Source organism: Acinetobacter parvus DSM 16617 = CIP 108168, assembly GCF_000368025.1.
Taxonomy (GTDB): Bacteria; Pseudomonadota; Gammaproteobacteria; order Pseudomonadales; family Moraxellaceae; genus Acinetobacter; species Acinetobacter parvus.
This window is the reverse complement of the sequence record NZ_KB849212.1, coordinates 1-19,040: the sequence shown is the minus strand read 5'-3', so window position 1 is coordinate 19,040 and position 19,040 is coordinate 1. Positions and strand designations below refer to the sequence as shown.

24 protein-coding genes are annotated in these 19,040 nt (G+C 39.6%); 12 read left to right on the top strand and 12 right to left on the bottom strand.

What is annotated here, in order from left to right; translation table 11 throughout:
- Positions 1–7 precede the first annotated feature (7 nt).
- From F988_RS06475 to F988_RS06445, 7 genes are all read left to right on the top strand, one after another.
- Entirely contained in the window at positions 8–337 is a 330-nt protein-coding gene (locus tag F988_RS06475) for a YbaB/EbfC family nucleoid-associated protein (RefSeq protein ID WP_004677441.1), read from the top strand.
- A gap of 67 nt (positions 338–404) precedes the next feature.
- On the top strand, positions 405–1,001 hold the full coding sequence (gene recR, locus F988_RS06470) for a recombination mediator RecR (RefSeq protein WP_004681979.1): 597 nt from the start codon (positions 405–407) through the stop codon (positions 999–1,001).
- Between the two features lie 293 nt (positions 1,002–1,294).
- Positions 1,295–2,437, top strand: a complete 1,143-nt coding sequence (locus F988_RS06465; protein WP_004681978.1) for a ribonuclease D — start codon at positions 1,295–1,297, stop codon at positions 2,435–2,437.
- A gap of 91 nt (positions 2,438–2,528) precedes the next feature.
- Positions 2,529–2,834, top strand: coding sequence for a YcgL domain-containing protein (locus tag F988_RS06460; protein ID WP_004681976.1), 306 nt, complete (start codon positions 2,529–2,531; stop codon positions 2,832–2,834).
- Entirely contained in the window at positions 2,827–3,213 is a 387-nt protein-coding gene (locus F988_RS06455; protein ID WP_004677448.1) for a hypothetical protein, read from the top strand. The genes F988_RS06460 and F988_RS06455 overlap by 8 nt, the downstream gene beginning before the upstream one ends.
- Positions 3,214–3,255: 42 nt before the next feature.
- Positions 3,256–4,107, top strand: coding sequence for an AAA family ATPase (locus F988_RS06450; protein WP_004681973.1), 852 nt, complete (start codon positions 3,256–3,258; stop codon positions 4,105–4,107).
- 12 nt (positions 4,108–4,119) lie between these two features.
- Positions 4,120–5,307, top strand: a complete 1,188-nt coding sequence (locus tag F988_RS06445; RefSeq protein ID WP_004681972.1) for a vWA domain-containing protein — start codon at positions 4,120–4,122, stop codon at positions 5,305–5,307.
- 16 nt (positions 5,308–5,323) lie between these two features.
- On the opposite strand, the gene F988_RS06440 is transcribed toward F988_RS06445, so the two are convergent.
- Both F988_RS06440 and F988_RS06435 read right to left on the bottom strand, forming a co-directional pair.
- Positions 5,324–5,737: a type II toxin-antitoxin system VapC family toxin gene (locus F988_RS06440; RefSeq protein ID WP_004681970.1), complete on the bottom strand. Its 414-nt coding sequence runs from the start codon at positions 5,735–5,737 to the stop codon at positions 5,324–5,326.
- Entirely contained in the window at positions 5,734–6,000 is a 267-nt protein-coding gene (locus F988_RS06435; protein WP_004681968.1) for an antitoxin, read from the bottom strand. Before F988_RS06435 ends, F988_RS06440 begins: the two co-directional genes overlap by 4 nt.
- A 185-nt stretch (positions 6,001–6,185) precedes the next feature.
- Between F988_RS06435 and prmB the strand changes: the two genes are divergently transcribed.
- Complete coding sequence (prmB, locus tag F988_RS06430) at positions 6,186–7,196, top strand: 50S ribosomal protein L3 N(5)-glutamine methyltransferase (RefSeq protein ID WP_004681967.1); 1,011 nt, start codon at positions 6,186–6,188, stop codon at positions 7,194–7,196.
- Between the two features lie 10 nt (positions 7,197–7,206).
- On the top strand, positions 7,207–8,298 hold the full coding sequence (gene aroC / locus F988_RS06425) for a chorismate synthase (RefSeq protein ID WP_004681966.1): 1,092 nt from the start codon (positions 7,207–7,209) through the stop codon (positions 8,296–8,298).
- 109 nt (positions 8,299–8,407) lie between these two features.
- Here aroC and F988_RS06420 read toward each other — a convergent pair whose 3' ends face one another.
- Complete coding sequence (locus F988_RS06420; protein WP_004681965.1) at positions 8,408–9,637, bottom strand: GGDEF domain-containing protein; 1,230 nt, start codon at positions 9,635–9,637, stop codon at positions 8,408–8,410.
- Positions 9,638–10,089: 452 nt separating this feature from the next.
- On the opposite strand from F988_RS06420, the gene F988_RS06415 reads away from it, so the two are divergent.
- On the top strand, positions 10,090–10,836 hold the full coding sequence (locus F988_RS06415) for an iron-containing redox enzyme family protein (RefSeq protein WP_004681963.1): 747 nt from the start codon (positions 10,090–10,092) through the stop codon (positions 10,834–10,836).
- A gap of 864 nt (positions 10,837–11,700) precedes the next feature.
- Here the strand turns inward: F988_RS06415 and F988_RS06400 are convergent.
- The 9 genes from F988_RS06400 to F988_RS15210 all read right to left on the bottom strand — a co-directional run bounded on the left by F988_RS06400 (position 11,701) and on the right by F988_RS15210 (position 18,076).
- The gene (locus tag F988_RS06400; RefSeq protein WP_004681961.1) at positions 11,701–11,883 is read right to left on the bottom strand and encodes a hypothetical protein; all 183 of its coding nucleotides are present in this window, start codon (positions 11,881–11,883) and stop codon (positions 11,701–11,703) included.
- Positions 11,884–11,888: 5 nt separating this feature from the next.
- Complete coding sequence (locus tag F988_RS06395) at positions 11,889–12,311, bottom strand: AcrIF11 family anti-CRISPR ADP-ribosyltransferase (protein WP_004681960.1); 423 nt, start codon at positions 12,309–12,311, stop codon at positions 11,889–11,891.
- A 460-nt stretch (positions 12,312–12,771) separates the two neighbouring features.
- Positions 12,772–13,980 carry a zonular occludens toxin domain-containing protein gene (locus F988_RS06390; protein WP_004681958.1) on the bottom strand — a complete coding sequence of 403 codons (1,209 nt, stop codon included), beginning with the start codon at positions 13,978–13,980 and terminating at the stop codon, positions 12,772–12,774.
- On the bottom strand, positions 13,980–14,270 hold the full coding sequence (locus tag F988_RS06385) for a DUF2523 domain-containing protein (protein WP_004681956.1): 291 nt from the start codon (positions 14,268–14,270) through the stop codon (positions 13,980–13,982). The genes F988_RS06390 and F988_RS06385 overlap by 1 nt, the downstream gene beginning before the upstream one ends.
- Positions 14,267–15,544 carry a virulence factor TspB C-terminal domain-related protein gene (locus F988_RS06380; RefSeq protein ID WP_004681954.1) on the bottom strand — a complete coding sequence of 426 codons (1,278 nt, stop codon included), beginning with the start codon at positions 15,542–15,544 and terminating at the stop codon, positions 14,267–14,269. Before F988_RS06380 ends, F988_RS06385 begins: the two co-directional genes overlap by 4 nt.
- Before the next feature lie 75 nt (positions 15,545–15,619).
- Positions 15,620–15,889, bottom strand: coding sequence for a major capsid protein (locus F988_RS06375; RefSeq protein ID WP_004681953.1), 270 nt, complete (start codon positions 15,887–15,889; stop codon positions 15,620–15,622).
- A gap of 201 nt (positions 15,890–16,090) precedes the next feature.
- Positions 16,091–16,408 carry a hypothetical protein gene (locus tag F988_RS06370; RefSeq protein ID WP_004681951.1) on the bottom strand — a complete coding sequence of 106 codons (318 nt, stop codon included), beginning with the start codon at positions 16,406–16,408 and terminating at the stop codon, positions 16,091–16,093.
- A gap of 10 nt (positions 16,409–16,418) precedes the next feature.
- Positions 16,419–17,897 carry a phage/plasmid replication protein, II/X family gene (locus tag F988_RS06365; protein WP_004681950.1) on the bottom strand — a complete coding sequence of 493 codons (1,479 nt, stop codon included), beginning with the start codon at positions 17,895–17,897 and terminating at the stop codon, positions 16,419–16,421.
- Between the two features lie 2 nt (positions 17,898–17,899).
- The gene (locus F988_RS15210; RefSeq protein WP_167539030.1) at positions 17,900–18,076 is read right to left on the bottom strand and encodes a hypothetical protein; all 177 of its coding nucleotides are present in this window, start codon (positions 18,074–18,076) and stop codon (positions 17,900–17,902) included.
- Between the two features lie 143 nt (positions 18,077–18,219).
- On the opposite strand from F988_RS15210, the gene F988_RS06355 reads away from it, so the two are divergent.
- Positions 18,220–18,426: a hypothetical protein gene (locus tag F988_RS06355; protein WP_004681947.1), complete on the top strand. Its 207-nt coding sequence runs from the start codon at positions 18,220–18,222 to the stop codon at positions 18,424–18,426.
- A gap of 34 nt (positions 18,427–18,460) precedes the next feature.
- The gene (locus F988_RS06350; RefSeq protein ID WP_004681946.1) at positions 18,461–18,883 is read left to right on the top strand and encodes a hypothetical protein; all 423 of its coding nucleotides are present in this window, start codon (positions 18,461–18,463) and stop codon (positions 18,881–18,883) included.
- Positions 18,884–19,040: the final 157 nt, after the last annotated feature.

Genomic DNA, 19,040 nt, shown 5'->3' with positions numbered 1-19,040 from the left:
GAGACTTATGAATATTAATATGCTCATGCAGCAAGCCCAGCGCATGCAAAAGGATATGGAATCCAATATTAAGAAAGCCAAAGAAGAGCTTGCAAAAACCGAAGTTCACGCTGAGGCGGGCGGTGGTTTGGTTAAAGTGACCATGACCTGCCGCAATGTTGTAAAGCGTATCGAAATTAGTCCAGAGCTGTTACAGGACGAAGCGGACATGATCGAAGACTTGATCGCTGCTGCAATCAATGATGCGGTACGTCAGGCCGAAGTCATTTCTGAAGAAAAGCTTCAAGGTGCCAACTCAGGTATGGGCTTGCCACCAGGTTTATCTGGTTTATTCTAATTCAAGAAAATCTCCAGCCTTTTTATAAAAGACTGGAGAAGCTTTTGTAAAACAATCGAGTCTATTTGTGTTTAGTGAACGATTTGAACAATTGGTTCAGGCATTACGTATCTTACCCAGTGTTGGTCCAAAATCAGCACAGCGTATGGCATTGCATTTGCTGATGAAAAACCGTGAGGGTGCATTTGCTTTATCGCACGCCTTACATGAGGCATCAAGCCATATCCATGAGTGCCGCATTTGTCATTCCTTAACTGAAAACGAAATTTGTGGCATTTGTGCCTCTGTGGAACGGGATGAACAACTTCTCTGTGTGGTTGAATCACCTGCGGATGTAATGGCAATTGAACAAAGCGGCAGTTTTCGTGGCAAGTACCATGTACTCGGTGGGCATTTGTCACCGTTGGATGGGATAGGCCCTGAGGAAATTGGAATTCCCTATCTGGTTCAACGCCTAAGTGAGGGGAAAATTGAAGAGGTGATTCTTGCCACCAATGCGACAGTTGAGGGGCAGGCAACGGCGCATTATCTGGTTGAGGCAACTAAACATTTGCCAATTCACATGACCCGAATTGCTCAAGGTGTACCTCAGGGTGGTGAACTTGAGTATGTGGATAGCCATACACTAAGTCAGGCTGTACATAACCGTATGAAGATGAAATAGGATGTTTATCCATTATTATTTTATCTACTTTAAATTTATGATGTTAATTTAAACAAATAATTAATTTTTTACATTTTGTCTAACATTATCGTTGATATATTTGCTGTAATTTGTGGCACTATGGACAGGCGAAAAGGATTTTCGTTTTTTGATGATATAGAAAAAGGAGTAATTTTATGTTTTGCATGTGGAATACTGATTAAATTTATTTTTGTATTTGATTTCGCTTGAGCAATGACTGCAATTTGGCAGTGCCATTGCTAATGGTTCTTTATTATTTTACTTGAGCAAATATGTTTCAGTTTATCCAGCAGCAACAAGATTTAGCTGTTCTCCTTACTCAAATGGAACAATGTTCCACCTATGCACTTGATACTGAGTTTATTAAGGTTGATACCTTATATCCAAAACTTGGGGTGTGCCAAATCAATCTGAATGGTCAGGTTTCCCTGTTGGATGGGACTGCACTGGATTTGGCACACTTCTGGCAAAAAATATTTGACGCACAACAGAACATTTTCCATGCCTGTGGTGAAGATATTGACCTGATTTATCACTATGCAGACCAGAAACCACTTGGCAATGTCTTTGATACTCAAGTGGCAATGGCTTTTTTGGGACATGGTCTACAAGTCAGCTACCAGAATGCCTTAAAAACTCGTTTGAATATTGATATAGAGAAAGACCAGACACGTTCAGACTGGTTGGCTCGACCGCTCACTCAGGAGCAAATGAGCTATGCAGCCAATGATGTTCTTTATTTAACCAAACTTGCTGATGCATTGAAGAATGACCTAAAAGTGAAAGGTCTCTATCAATATGTATTGGAGGATTGCCAAAATCTCACCAAAGAAATTGCACTGGAAACGCCACTTGCAGCGCTTTATACCGATATTGGTAATTACCGCCACTCACGTAGAGAGTTAATGCAGTTACAACAACTCAGTATCTGGCGGGAACAAATCACCAAGGCACTCAATCAACCACGCAGTTTTATCCTTAAAAATGCCACCATGATTGATTTGGTGGAGAAAAATCCACGTAATCATTTCCAGCTTGCTCAGGTGAAAGGCATACGTCCGAATATTGTGCGTGAACATGGTAAAACCATTTTAGATTTATTGAAGTTTTTGCCCCCTGAAAATGAGTGGCCATTAAGAATGGCTCGGCCTGTAAAAAGTAATTCCAAGGAAGTGGTACCACAAATAGAGATTTTAATAGAGCGTGTGGTTCTTGAAACAGCCATTCCCAAAGAAGTCTTGCTACGGAAAAAATGGCTGAACGCGATTTATGAGCATGTGGTTTTTCATCTGGATGAGCAGGATTTACCCAACTATTTATTGGGCTGGCGTTATGAAATCTTAACCAGACCATTGATTGAACTGTTGCGGCAGGATATTGAATATTTGGGCACACAGATGAAGATTTCCCAGTAAACAAAACACGACTGCTGCGTTAACATTCCTTGATGTACCTGTTATTTTTTTCATGTATGCTGTTTTTGATTGATAAGAGTTGTGAGTAAATATGCACTGCGATATTTATAGATCGAGCAAAAAAGACGAAATGTATATGTATATTGCTCGTCCAAACTATCCTGATGACAAGGAACCAGAAAATCTGTTTGATGGTATTCCTGAAGCCGTGTTGCAAGCATTTGGCAAGGCGACTTTTGTCATGCATCTGGAGCTGCACAATGAGCGCAAGCTTGCCCGTGTGAACGTTCTTCATGTTTTGGACTCACTACACAGCAAGGGGTTTTTTATCCAGATGCCGCCTGAGGGATTAATTAATCCAAATGCGGTGGAACCAGAGGGTTTGCGCGGTGCTTGAAACTTTAACAGCGATCTGGTCCAACATCCTGTCAGTGCTGGATCAATTCCCTGAAGAGAATGTTGCGATCATTGTTTATGTGACAGGAACACTCATTGCATTATGGTGCTGGTATCGCCTGATGTCGCGTTTACCCAATCCAGTCGGTGGAATCCTATGGATTATTGTATTTGCCATTCTGGCAACACCTACGATTTCCGAGGGTCCAAACTCGGCATTAGCACCAGCAGTCTTTGGCCTGATTTTTGGTATATTGACCAAAGAGCATATTTTAATCTGGTCAAACCTGTCACTAATCCTGTTTGTCATTGGTGTAGGTCTACTGGTTGGATTTTGCTGGTCAAAGTATTCCGCAAATAAAACTGTACGTTCCGCTTAAATATTCACACTAAAGTAAAGATAGAAAAATAAGGTTGTTTAAATGTCTGCTGATACTCAACACTTCACTGGTACAGATCAATATATTGCAACTGAAAGCCTTAAACTTGCAGTAAAAGCTGCGCGTGCTTTGCAAAAACCACTTTTGGTCAAAGGTGAGCCAGGCACAGGTAAAACCTTGCTTGCAGAACAGGTGGCTGAAAGTCTGGGTTTAAAGCTGATTACCTGGCATATCAAGTCAACCACCAAAGCCCAGCAAGGCCTGTATGAATATGACGCTGTTTCACGTTTACGTGACAGTCAGTTGGGTGATGATCGTGTTTATGACATCAAGAACTATATTAAAACAGGTAAATTATGGGAAGCCTTTACCAGCGAAGAACGTTGTGTATTGCTGATTGATGAAATTGACAAGGCTGATATTGAGTTTCCAAATGACTTGCTACATGAACTCGATAAAATGTCGTTCTATGTCTATGAAACAGGTGAAACCATCACTGCGACCCAACGTCCAATTGTGATCATCACCTCAAATAATGAGAAAGAACTTCCAGACGCGTTTTTACGCCGTTGTTTCTTCCACTATATTGAGTTCCCAGATGAAGCCACCATGCGTGACATCATCGCGGTTCATTTCCCGAATATCTCAAATATTTTGGTCAGTGAAGCCCTACAGGTGTTCTTTAAGTTACGTGAAATTCCAAACTTGAAGAAACCCCCATCAACCTCTGAATTGATCGACTGGTTAAGCCTACTCATGGCAGATGATATGCCTGAGGATGTGTTGCGTAATCACGATAAGTCAAAAGCGATTCCGCCGTTGTATGGCGCGTTAATCAAGAATGAACAAGATGTGCAACTGCTTGAACGTTTAGCATTTATGTCACGCCGCTAAGAGTGTTTACCAATGTTTGTACGATTGTTTTACACCTTGCGCAAATATGGTGTACCTGTAACAACTCGTGAGCTGATTGATCTCAATCAGGCGGTGGCATCAGGTCTGGTTTTTGCAGATCAAGAAGAATTCTATCAATTGGCTAAAACCATTTTGGTCAAGGATGAGCGTTTCTTTGACAAGTTTGACCGTGCCATGAAAGACTATTTTGATGGTATTGAAACTTTTGATCTTGATGAATTACTTAAACAAGTTCACAAATTACCAAAAGACTGGTTTGATCTTGAGCTATTGGAGAAACATCTCACTCCTGAACAACGTGCAGAACTACTCAAAGCAGGTTCGCTTGAAGAACTGATGAAAATGCTGGAAGAACGCTTGCGGGAACAGCATAAAAAACATCAGGGTGGCAATCGTATGATTGGTACAGGTGGAACTTCACCTTTTGGTGCTTTTGGTGATCATCCAGAAGGTGTCCGCATCGGTGGGCCAGGGCGTAAACGTTCAGCGGTAAAGGTGTGGGAACAGCGCAAATACCAGAATCTTGATGACGATCAAGTGTTGGGAACACGCCAGATGCAAATTGCGTTGCGTCGTTTGCGTAAGTTTGCCCGTCAGGGTGCAGCCGAAGAACTCGATGTTGACGGTACCATCCGTGAAACGGCCAAACAGGGTATTTTGGATGTACAACTCGTGCCTGAGCGCCGTAACCGTATCAAGGTGTTGATGCTGTTTGATGTTGGTGGTTCAATGGATGCTTATATCGCTGAATGTGAGAAGTTGTTTAGCGCCGCAAAATCAGAATTCAAAACGCTGGAATATTTCTACTTCCATAACTGTCTTTATGACTATGTATGGAAAGACAACCATCGCCGTAGTTCAACACGCATGAATACATGGGATCTATTCCATACCTATGGACGTGATTACCGTGTGATTGTGGTGGGTGATGCCAGTATGGCACCATACGAACTCAAGTCGGCAGGTGGTTCAGTTGAATATATGAATGATGAGTCGGGCGAAGTATGGCTTAGACGTTTACGTCAGCATTTTGACAAAACCGCTTGGTTAAATCCTGAAATGGAAGGTTACTGGCATTACACCCAGACCATTAACTGGATCAAAGAAATTTTTGAAAATCATATGTATCCAATGACACTAAAAGGCATTGAAGATATGACCAAATATTTATCTCGTTAAACTTCATAAGGCTGATTCATGTTGGATCAGCCCAGTTTTCCAGTGTTAAATCTGTAATGCGATTAAATTCCTTACAATTGTTGCTCACCAAAATACATTTTTCGGCAAGTGCATGACTTGCAATCCATAAATCATTATTACCAATCGGTGTTCCAGCTTGTTTGAGTAATAGTGCATGATGAGCATAGTACTCACAAAGTTGTTGTTGAGTACTATAAAGGACAGGGATTCGCAGAATCAGGTTTTCAAGCTGTTTTAAAACAACAGTCTTTCGCTGACTGCCGTAGGCTCCTTTTAATAATTCCGCATAACTGATAAATGACATACACAATTCATCATCCTGTGAGAGTTGATTGACTCGTTCAATCACACTCAGGGGTTTATTCTTCATGAAATAGATCAGAATATTGGTATCCAGCATATATTTCATAAAGCATCACGCTCTTGTACTTGGTTATCCTCTAAACGATTTTTTTCTAGAGCCTCAACAAAGTCATCATCAAATTCATTTAAGGCTTGCCATAATGCTTCACCTCGATTTTCATTTAAATCTGCAATAGGATGAATGACCAAATCTCCATTCTGATTCAAAAAAATTTCTACCCGCTTGGTATTTAAACGAAATTCTTGTGGAATACGAACGGCTTGACTATTGCCATTCATAAATACACGAGATGTAATTGATGTGCTCATCATAGCCTCCAATGTATGTACACATAGTGTGTACATTAAAGCATTAAATCAAAATATTGAATAGTATTTAATCAATCCAATTGATCTATTTTTTGTTTTCAGTGGATTAATGATGAAACATTAAAAAATAGTTGAAAAACACGATAGAATAAGCCGTTTTGCAATCCTTGCCTGTGGAGACCTACGTGGATCGACCAACCATTCCCCCTGAACATTTACAAGAAGCGTCTGAGCATTTATCAACAATTCGGGATTTTATCCGTTTTGGGGTGAGCGCATTACGCCAATACGATGCACATTTGGGGCAAGGTACAGAAGATTATTTTGCAGAAAGTTCAGCTCTGGTTTTGCAAACATTGTCACTGGAATGGTCTGCTGATGCAGAGATTCTAGATGCTAAACTTTTACCAAGTGAAAAAGCTGAATTTTTAAGTTTATTGGAACGCCGTATTAATGAGCGTGTTCCGACCTCATATTTATTGAATCTTGCATATTTCTTTAATAAACCTTTTTATGTGGATGAGCGTGTACTGATTCCACGTTCACCAATTGCAGAGGCGATTGAACAACGTTTTGCGCCATATTGTCTGGATGAAAATGGGCAGATGCGTGAAGCCTTGAATAATTTACCTGAGAATCCAGCAGCAAAAACGCCGCAACGTATTCTGGATATGTGTACAGGTTCGGGATGTATTGCTGTGGCCTTGGCTTATGCTTTCCCAGACTCGGAAGTGGATGCAACCGATATTTCCAAAGAAGCTCTCGAAGTCGCTTCAATCAATGTAGAGCATCATAACAAGCAATATCAAATTGCATTGCTTGAATCTGATCTATTTGCAAAAATTCCTGCTGAAAATCAATATGATCTTATCGTGAGCAATCCTCCTTATGTCGATGCAGAAGATATGGCGGACTTACCTGATGAATTCCTGCATGAACCTGAGTTAGCCTTGGCTGCGGGTCAGGATGGTTTGGACCTTGTTCGTAAAATGCTGGCTCAGGCGGCTGACTATCTTACAGAGGATGGCCTGATTGTGATTGAAGTGGGCAACTCTGAATGGGCAATGCGTCAAAACTTCAACACGGTTGATTTCCACTGGTTAACTTTCCAGAAAGGTGGTTCTGGTATTTTTGCATTAACTGCTGAACAATGCCGTCGTTATAAAGATCTATTCCAGCAATCCATTCAAAATTAAGGGGCTAAAAATGGCAGGGAACAGTATTGGTCAGCTTTTTCGGGTAACCACCTGTGGCGAGTCGCACGGTGTTGGATTAATGGCGATTGTTGACGGTGTACCACCAGGTTTGGAACTATGCGAAGATGATTTACAAAAGGACCTGGATCGCCGTAAACCAGGAACCTCAAAGTTTGCGACCCAGCGTAAAGAACCTGATCAGGTTGAAATTATTTCAGGTGTTTTTGAGGGTAAAACCACAGGTACGCCGATTGGCCTGTTGATTCGCAATACAGATCAGAAATCTAAAGACTACGGTAATATCGCGCAGACATTCCGCCCTGGACATGCTGATTATACCTATACACAGAAATATGGCTTCCGTGACTATCGTGGTGGTGGCCGTTCAAGTGCGCGTGAAACGGCAATGCGAGTTGCCGCTGGTGCAATTGCCAAGAAATATCTTGCTGAAAAATTTGGTATTGATATTCGCGGCCATGTCACACAAATTGGTAATGAAGTTGCTGAGAAGCTGGATTGGTTGGAAGTACCGAACAACCCATTTTTCTGTGGGGATGTTGATGCAGTGCCGCGTTTTGAACAGCTTGTAACCTCATTACGTGAACAAGGAACCAGTTGTGGTGCAAAACTGGAAATTCTTGCTGAAAAAGTACCAGTGGGCTGGGGTGAACCTGTTTTTGATCGTCTGGATGCTGATATTGCCCATGCCATGATGAGCATTAATGCCGTTAAAGGTGTCGAAATCGGTGATGGCTTTGCTGTTGCAGGGCAGTTTGGTCACGAAACCCGTGATGAACTGACTACAGATGGTTTCCTCGCCAATCATGCTGGCGGCATTTTAGGTGGGATTTCAAGTGGTCAAACCATTCGTGTTGCAATTGCCTTAAAACCGACTGCAAGTATTACCACGTCTGGTAAAACCATTACAATTGAGCGGGAAAATACGGATGTGTTAACCAAAGGTCGTCATGACCCATGTGTGGGTGTGCGTGCCACGCCAATTGCCGAAGCCATGCTGGCGATTGTGTTAATGGATCATTTCCTACGCCATCGCGCACAGAACGCAGATGTGATTTCACCATTTCAGCCAATTGAACCTTAATATAAGCTTATAATTAGGCCACACATATGATTCATTCTATGTGTGGCTTTAATAGTATTTTAAATATATCTTTAAAACTTTTTAAGTATTATTAAATTCAACAACAAAATTATAGTGCTTCAGAAATAACATTATCTGAAGTGGAAATATAATATTGATTTCTACCATTACGCTTGGCCACATATAATGCATGGTCAGCTTGAGAAATAAATTCCGAAAGACTGTCATTTAAACGCGGTGTGACTGTTGCCACCCCCACACTAATCGTAACATGCTCGGAAACATGACTTCTTGGATGAATAATTCCTATATTGCGAACCAGCTCCATTAACCGTTGTACCTGTATCACAGCTTGATCCTTATCTGTCATGGAGAATAACAATAGAAACTCCTCACCACCATAACGGGCAGCGAGATCGCCACTACGAGAGGCAATTGAACCCAATAAAATGGCAATCTGCCTTAAACACTGATCTCCTTGGATATGCCCCAGGGTATCGTTGTATAGTTTAAAGAAATCAATATCAATCATCATGATTGTAATAGGCATTTCATGGCGAATGGCTCGTTTCCATTCATTTTCAAGAACCTCATCTAGATAACGGCGGTTGGCCAAACCAGTTAAGGCATCCTGCCGCGATAGAACCGAAAGCTGCTGTGCCTGACGTATGAGCTCCAGCCGATTAAGTTCGATCATACAATTCTGTAAATAGTTTTCCCGATGTTGCCTGTCTGTGGCATATGCCAATGCCATACCCAAAAAGCTGCTAAAAGTATAGGTGCGGTTTAAAAAAGTCCAATCAATATAGCCACTTAGCCATGTACTAACGATCAAACCCACAAGCCCACCACACCATCCAGCAAGAATGGCTGTGTAGAAACGCATTCCCACAAAGCCATAAATAATCACGACTGCATACATCATGGCAGCATGAAATAGCACATTATGTTGGCCTTGTTCTAATACGTTGATCAAGGTGAATATAATTGCAACAGCGCCCATTGATCCCAGACAAACATAATGATCAAACCATTTATTCATGATGGGAACAAAGGCTAGTAGCCAGGCGAGTAAAATGATAATACCGACCCAACCGTAATACGCACCCCATTCAAGACGCAAAACAGGGGGTAATACCTGATAGGTACCGAAACTAAGAAATAAATATAAACCTAGAATGATAGGCGCACGATAACGAAACTCATGGGCAGCCTCATTTCTGTATTGATCTCGATAGATCACTTCTAATTCTTTAGGAAACCAAACTAAATTTAGCCCGCGAGAAATTAGTAAGTCGATTTGTTCTTGTCTCAATATATTGGAAGCTTTCAACTTCATCTTATCTCTCACCACTTCCAAATATTGTTATAAATATCAAATAGGAATTATTTTTTACTACGTTACACTGATTTTAAAAAAAATGTGTATCATATTATAAAAAATTATTAATTTTTTTAACTCAATCATGTTTTATTATTCAGAATTTATCATACGTCTAACTTTCATCAGAAGTTCTAATTATGAACTAGTATGATAGACCTCTTGCGAAAATCAAAATTTTATCAGTGATAAGCGTTGATTTTTAAATATATATTAAATTCTAAAATAGTCAAAAATAATACTTTCTAAAGAGATCTAATGTTTCAATTTACTAAAATCTTAAAGAAACAAAAAATGTTACAAATTAAACAGTAATGATTGTATATTTACTGTATTAGAATGCAATTTAGACAAAAACAACAATCATGGAATGTGATTGAATCAAGTCATACGAAATAGGATGCATCGCAATGACTGCTATGAATCAATATGCAACAAAACTAGAAATTACCCCTCATACTGAATGGGCTCAACGGTTCTGGGATGGACTTTTACCTGCAAAAGAAAGAGTGAGTAAACATCCTTTATTTTTAGACATGGCGAGTGGTTCATTAAGCCTTGAATGTTTTCGTTCGGCATTACTTAACTTTTACCCTTTAGTTGCTCATTTTCCATCCTATATGGCAGGAGCATTGGCCAAGGCAACTTCTTTCTCATTGGATGGTGTAACTGAAACCAGGGACTGGCTTATTCAAAATATTAAGGTTGAAGAACGCCATTTAAACTGGTATCAGGATTGGGCAATGGGTTTTGGCCTTACACTGGAAATGCTGAATGAAGTAACACCACCTGCCGCCATGAATGCAGTCAATCATTTTCTCTGGACAACCAATTATCGAGGGAGTCTGGCCGAAAGCATTGCCGCAACAAATCTGGCAATTGAGTGGGCAACAGGGGACTGGACTATACAGGTGTATAAGGGAATTCAAACCTACACCCAACATCCAGAAGTCAATATTAATAAACGATCACTTGCCTGGTTAAGAGCACATGCACATTATGATGACCTACATCCTTATGAGGCTATGGAACTGATCAAGCGACTGTGTGACAAAGATCCAGTTTTGCAGAGAAAGGCTTTTTTAGCTGCCAAAGAAGGATTGGCCTATTATGAGCTTGCTCTTGATGAGTGCTATAAGTTGCAGCATAAAAATTAAAATCCATAAGACAGCTATTTAGTTAATACTAAATAGCTGTCTGGTTTTTATATTTTGATCAATTTAATAGTTGCATTTTTTCATCAAAGTTTTCTAGAACAAGACATTTTAAATGTTGCAATTCATCAAAACAGGTAGCGTAAAAACCACATACATCAGAAAGGACCTTGCAGCGCCAGCTCACGAATGAGCAAACATCTTTTCAAAGCATTATTTTATAGAGAGATTTCTACAAACTAAGGGCTGAAGTTATTGAAGCGAAAAAGTCTGATCTTTTACAGGGATACCTAAATGATCCAGAGCATCATGCAAATTATCCTAAAAATTAAGATGGAAAAATATTTAGTTTGTATTTCGCATAATGTATATTATGTTAAATCAGATACAAGTCACCACTACAGCAACGCTCTCGCTCTTACAATCGCAATGGTGAGCATTGACAGCTTGACTGTCAACGCTATCCGAATGAACATAATCTAAGTTATGCGGAAATCCTAACGCCTATAATATGAGTTGCTGACCGTCAGGTTATTAATGAACCGTTGCAGTTTCATATCCTGCTGTATTGCCCATACCATCAACTTAACCTCTGTGATCTGTTCGTCAGGTGCATTTTGCTCCTGGAGCAACTCGAGATACGAGTCAAGCATTGTGATTAGTTTATCCGTGTTCATAGACCACCATATTAAAAGCCTTAGACTACGCCTTGTCGACCCTGCGCACTGCTCGGGCACGACAATTCCCCTGAAAGGCTTTTATGGTTAATCCCTCATAGAACATGAGGGAGGATTTTGTAATCAGGGCAAGGATGGTCAAATTTAAGCACATAAATATGGCTATTCGGAATAACGTGTGGAAAGGCTCTTAATTTAGAGCCTTTAATAATTGATTAAGCGCATCATCGTTCGACTTTAAGTTATTTTCTGTTTTATATTTTTCGATCAAATCAAGACTTTCTTTTGATAACCAAAGGTCTTTGCGAACAAAGCCTTTGTCTAACATTTCTTGACGTTGTTTAGCTTTGCGCTCTGCTGCTGTCTGAGCCATTTTAATTACTCCTCAACTAAGATTGATTCACGATTGAGCATTGGGATGATGTAAACCACACCTTGCTCATCATGATCTTTACAACCATCAAAGCCCATTCTTTTAGCACATTCACCACGTTTAGCTTGAATGAACCAATCGTTTTCAGCATCAGCAAAGTCATGATTCCAAACACTATCTGAGCCATCTAATAAGCTTTCTGCATCATCTAAATCAATCTCAAATCGTTCAGCAATTTCCGCTATGACTTCACTATCATGCAAATCAGAAGCATCGATAAAGCGCATATCATCAGCATTAATTGAGTAAGTGATAGTTTCACCTGCTGACATTTCATAAACATTTGTAGAGAAGAATAAGCAATCATCAAAGTTACCAAACTTAGAAACTTTCTCAATTTTGTTTGGGCTTGTGTGGAATAATTTCATTATCAATCTCCTTGTCTATGTGTTAATTATAAAGTGTGACCGCTCACAAAACAAGAGTTAATTGGAATTATTTTGAATTACCAACAAATGGCAGTTTCCACACCTTATTCCGAATAGCCATAAATATAATTCTCGCAGCAAGAACCAATAACGCCATGCCAAGATCATACGCAACGAGGCATAGAGCATGATTTTGATGAATTGTGGCAAGGCGTGAAATAACCTTTCATCTTAAAATACACAATATATATTGACAAAACACTATTGGCACATGTTTTGCTTATGATGAATATTTGATCTTGTAACGTCATTATTTGTCGTAATAAGATTGTCAAACATTTTATTTCTATCATTATTTATTTTTTATCGTGTTTTTGAATTAATGATCTCTGCCCTATTTTTGCAATGGCAATAAAAAAGGGCGTTGATCGCCCCGGGTTGTACATCGTTGCGGGAAATCTTAAAGGGTCGGCTGGTTTGTCTGTGTAGAAACTTCGCTTCGCTGCATCTCTGTACTCGACATATCAGTCCGATTATTGACAAAGTAATTAAAAGGTCTGTCGTTGTTCTCAATGAGACGCTGACAGTCGGCTTGTGATACATCAAGTTTTGTCCCTTGTTGTGTATATGCTTGATATTTACTACCTGTTTTCATACAACCACTAAATAATGGTTTTGCCGTAACTTCATAAGAAACATGGTTTTGTATGTCATTATCAAACGGTTGAGCTGGATTATATGCAACAGTTGTATGGCCATTCTCCCCAGGGGAAACCGAAGAACCATTTTTGGTAATCTGATCAAACCATTTTACACATTCAGGTTTTTCAACATTTGCGCCTTTTCTGCATTCTGTATCTAAATTCTGGGTACCACTGGGGACAGATTGCGTACTCTGAGTCGATTGACTTTTATTTTCTTCAGTAGGTTTTTGCCCTGTCATGCCACCTATGGCATTACGTGCGAGCTTGTCACCGCCCGACTTTGTAAACAGAAACCATGACGCAGACATTAAAACCACAATGGCAATGATTGCGTAAATGAACTTACTTTGTATTTTGAACTGTACTGAAGTATGAGCAGATGCACTGGTGTACATGTCTTGCCATTTTTTCTTATAGAAGAATTTATAGCTGTCCTGATAATTAACAGTACGTGTTGATGCAGCAGCTTGCCACGGATCACGAAGCCATCTTTCAAATTCATAGATAGTAGCAAAATTAGGTTTTTGAACTGGTCGTTTAACCAAGTACATTTTTTCAACTAATGCTCTAATACCCTTGTTTAGTCTTTGTGGGTCTTGAGTCATCAAGATAATGTCTTTATTTTGATGCCCATGCGTTGTTAAATCAACAATCATGGGATTTTGAGACATTTTGCCATCATTATCAGTATATTCAGGCCTTTTATGTATTTCATCCATAAAAATAATGGAATTATCAGGAACATCACGCCAATCTTTTGGTGCAAGTTTTATAAAGTCACACTTTTCTGCATGACCCTCAATATCTGAGTAAATTTGTCGCACAATGTCCGTTTCAGGATTAAACTTTCCAGAATCTATACGTTTTTGAATCTCAATGTTTTTTTCGTGATATTCATAAGCCATTTTAGCAGCAAATTGGCTTTTTCCGTGTCGTGGCTGCCCAACAATTAAATAAATAGCCATTAGCTTGATGCCTTTCCTAAAGAGACCTTGTTAATCATCAATGTAACCTTGAGAACACATGCCCCAACAATGATTGACAGCCCGTAGTCAATATTGCCCAGGGCAAGTATCTGCAATACGTCAGCAGACATTTTGCCCCACTCAGTTTGAGCGTAAGAAATCAATTGATTAAACAAAGTGAGTACAACAGCACTAGAAAACACCCCTAAACCCAAACCCTTTAAAAGTGATTTTCCTGTTTTTGATAATGTTGCATCTGCGACAGATACAAGTATTGATTTCAAGCTCATATCTCTGAATCCTCACCTTTACGGCCAACCCCAACAAGAATCATTGCACCTGATAGAAAGCCTATTAGCGGAGCAACAAAAGACCATTTCGAAGCAAACTGACAAATAGGTTCATAACTAATTGATCCAGTACCTTTTGTGCCAATTGTGATATTTATGGGAATAGGTGCAGGACAGCCTGCAGTTGCTTTAAATGTGCCCGTATTTAGTTCTGGCAAAGGTATGTCTTGGACTGGCAGACTATTATCAGAATCAGGATTAGGTTCATTTTTAAAGAAGTCTGTAATTGATGTCACAGCAGCTTCATATTTTGTTTTAGTCCAGTCCCAAGAATCTGTAACAGCATCAGCCCATACTTGTGGCTGTGTAATGACCCATTTAGCAGCTTGACAAATACTTGGCGCCCAGTCACAGAAAATCGGAAAATCTAAAGTTAAATCTGTTGCAGGGGCAGCTACCGACGAGCTGGGATTTTCAGTATTCGCATTTTCTTTAGGTACAGCATCACCTTTTGCTGTCTGATCTGTAGGAATAGATTGCGTATTTTCAAGTTGATTGATAATAGGACGGGCTTTTGTATTGTCTGTTTGAGCATCATTGATAATGTCAGCAGCAGCAGCAGTTGTTGCTACTTGTGCGTTAGTATCTCCATTTTCAGCATTAGAAATAACCTGTTGAGCAACAGTATCTAAAGGAATTGATTTTCTATCTTCTTCAGGAATAGTAGTATTTTGAGTCCCAGCTGGGAATAAAGGAAAATTTGGATTATCAGATAAAATACAATAACCAGCATAAAGACCAACTTTAGCATAAACAGCTTTTTTCGCCCATTCACTACCAGCACCGTACTTAATTGCAGCTTGTTCTTGACAATATTTATCAGCAGGACTTTTTACGTTAGGATCAACGTAAGTAATTCGATTATTCGCAGGATCAAGAACCCAATCAACAGCGCCAAGCAATTGTTGCACTGCTACTGATAAAGCATAACCAGCAGCGCCACGCGCTAGTACTTTCGAGACCTGAGCAGCCGTAGGTGTAATCTTTGCTGTACCAGTAGCTATTTTTTTTGCACCATTCAAAATGACTTCTTTCGTACCTGTCAGCACTGTAGAAGCACCTTGAACAACTGTATTTGTAATAGACCAAGGAGCAAAACCACCAGCAGCATAAGCAGAATTAAAACAATTGAAGTAAAGCGTAAATATAAGAAATACAGAGAAGATTTGTTTTAAAAGAGCCTTGCGCCCACGATTAGCCACATGATTATGCATATATATGCCCCTAAACTTTCTATGTCCATATTTCACCCAGTTAAAAAGAAATGCCCTCAAACGAGGGCATCGTTATTACATTGCTGATCGTGCCCACTTGAACACTTTGATAACTACAACTAAAGACAGCACAGCAAGCCCAATAGAGCTTACAGTTGTCACGCCATCTGTGATGGTTCCAACCACTGATGTAACGTCAATTGGTGCAGCATTAGCGTTGCTCATAAGCGCAGCAGATACAGCAATACCAAAGCCATATTTCTTCACAGCAGCAGCAAAAGCAGCAGGGTTGCCATAGGTTTTGTTCATTGCTTCATTTACTTGATCTTGGGTTAATTTGTCCATGATGGACTCCTTTTAATGTAGTGCTTTGATGCACTTCTTGATTACAAAGACCGTTGCAAACACCATTAGACAAGCAAAACCAATGGTATTACCCTCTACTAGTGTGAGCTTCGGCAGCACAGTGGGCATTTCTACCCATTCAAGGCACTGGTTAGTTGTCGAGTCGAGTTGATTGCAAACCAGTGCCATTTCTTAGATTCCTTATGCAGCTTTAACCGCTTTTTCTTCCAACTGGAGAGGCTTGCCATCTCCAGTGGTTTTATAAAATATGTTCATGCCATTCATTTGGGTTGATAACTCAACTGGCAGATAGATTTCACGACCTTTGAATGACATGTAAAAGTCTTTCATATGATGATGATCTGAAATAACAGAGACATTTTGAGAACAAGGGACAATTTCATCCAAACCCTTATCATATTTTTGGGACTTGAAAACAAGACGCATCTTGAGTTCGCCCTTGTCACCCACTGAGGTTAGGATATCGAGTAGTTTTGCTTTAAAGATTAATTGAGACATGGTATTCACCTTATGCGGTACGTAGTTGATAACTGAACGTTGAAACGGGTTCGATAAAGTTTGGCGGTAGCTGATCTTCAAATTTCATTTCGAACATTTTGATAAATGGGATAACGTTGTTGCTTGACTGGACATGTAGGTTTTGGATATAAACTTTTGAATAACCACACTTTTCTAAAGCTGCTACCAATTTACAGAATTGAGCTTTGCTATATTTAGTTCGCATTTCATCAAAGCCAAATTTTTCAATGTCATAGTAGAAACGCTCGATATTCCGAGCCTTACGGTCTGACACCGTGCCCGCAGGGATTTCTTTCCTGAAAGCCTTGAATATCTGGATATAGACGTCAAAACGGGAAAAGTTCTGTGACGGCTTCTCATGTAGGCGCTGGAGGTATGTGCCACTAAAGCCCGCATCAATCAGGTCCGCTGCAAGGTTGAGGAAACGCTTGTGGGTATATTTCTTTTTGGTTTCATTGTGGCCAATGCTCTCCAGTAGGAGGTAAAACTCCATGAGTTCATCGACCTTTCTTGTACAGATTTTCTTTTCAGTGGATACGGTTTGGTGAACGGCAAGAATATTTTTAAATACAGTTTCATGGTCAGATACTTTCATGTTTGTACCCTCAAATGCTTGGAATAATTGACGATTTGCTTTAAGCCAGATGTCTTGTAAAAAATTGGGATTGGATTTTTGGTAACGGATAAGCTGGAATAAATTAGTTGGGATATCGAGTTCTTTCATAACGTAGGCTTTGATGCCTGTTTCAAATCTTAATAGACCACGTGCAAAGGCCTGTAGTTCAGGATCGGACATGACCTTAACGACACGCTGGGCACATTTGTCATTTGCCTTGGCAAGCTTGATTTGTTCCTGTAATTGTTCGTGGAACTCATTGGACTTCACATACACTTTACGGGCAAAACGCTTGCAACGTTCAGAACCGAAATACAGCGTATTCTTGAACATGGCATCTTTGGTGGATTTGCGGATGTGCTGTGTTGAGACATTCCGCATCAAGGCCAGAACCTTTTCAGCTTCTCGGTCATCACGAAAACGGAATGAGTAGGTTGCGTCGAGTTGCTTAACCTCAGTCATGCCGACATCGAGGATGTCATAAAGCGCAGGGTTTGATTGAGCCAAGAAGCCCAACATTTCCAAAGCACCCTCTTCTATCCAGTCAGTGCCGTATACGTTATGCCCTTGCATGATCTTGGCAGGTGAACATTTCAGTTCCACATACGGATGCCCAGGAACATCATGGAACAGCTTGAATGACATGGCAGTATGAGAGGTGGGGATTTTTGACCAGACATGATGCAGGATTTGAGTTTTTACATTCCCATCTTCATCCTTGTATACATCGTAAGAGCCAACTTTAAGATTCAGGTCAAGCAGGTCAAAACAAATAATGCAGTGTCTACCGTCGCTTGTTAATTCAACAAGATCAGTCTTGACAGGTATCCACATTACAATTTTGTCTAGCATGATTAGAGACTATCAAGACGATCTTGCAAAGCAACCAATTCATCATCACTGAATACATCAGTAAGAGAACAGGCAGATAGAAAGCCTGCAATAATCCCCTTGTAGTAATCTGGCATTGTAGAAATACCATGCGCCACAAAATAACTTTCAATCCGAGCTAAAGCTTGTTCTTTATTCATGTTATGCCCCATCTTGAAATATCAAATATTTACATGCAACAACATCACACGCAACAAATTGACAGAAAGATAACAGAATTGCACGTAACAAAGCAACGTGTGACACAATAATGCTGTTGCATTAAACATTGTTAGGAAATCACATGAAAAAATCAGACTTATCAAAAACTTATAGAATTAGAGGGGAATTTGTGGAAGCAATAAAAGAAAAATCACTAGACTTTATTATCGAAAAAAAGGAAAGAATTGAGGAAGCTGATGTAATAAATGCTTTAATTTATAAACACTTAAAAGAAATAACTGCAAAAGATGTAACAAAATATATCGAAGAAATAAAAAAAGCCGACTAATAATAAATATTGATCCTGACTATTAAGGAAGAAGATGAGCCAAATCATATTTTTAATCATTGGAATAGCCATTGGCTATTTCATTGGTATCAATAAAAAGAAAGAAATGCCAGAAGCCAAAAAAAGAAAAATAATAAATTATACAGAAAGGCAAAAAGCAAAAATCCGCTATGAAACAGATGCAGATCGAATAAGGCAACTCAACTTACTATCACCCAATGAAAGTAAGTTTATGAGAATGCTACAACATGAATTCACCAACGAAAAAGTTATCGTAAAAGATAAAAGATTCTACATAGCAGATCAAGACAACTACCCTATTGCGATATTTGAATACAGAGATGGAACAAAATCAATTAAAAGCAAAGACATGGAAGATGGATTGCCATTATTTTTGTATAAAGCTTTACTATCTAGTCAATCCATTAAAGAAGATAAAATATCATTAAAATTATAAATAGATGTCTCGAATATGAGACTTAAGTCCACTCCAGAGAACGTGGACTTTTTGCAAGATTTGCGCTTTGCAATGGTCGAGCTGCGAGCCCTCGCTCCGCCCCATTGCAAAGCGCGTAGGCGTACAGAATGTCGCATAACTTAAAATTATGTTAAAT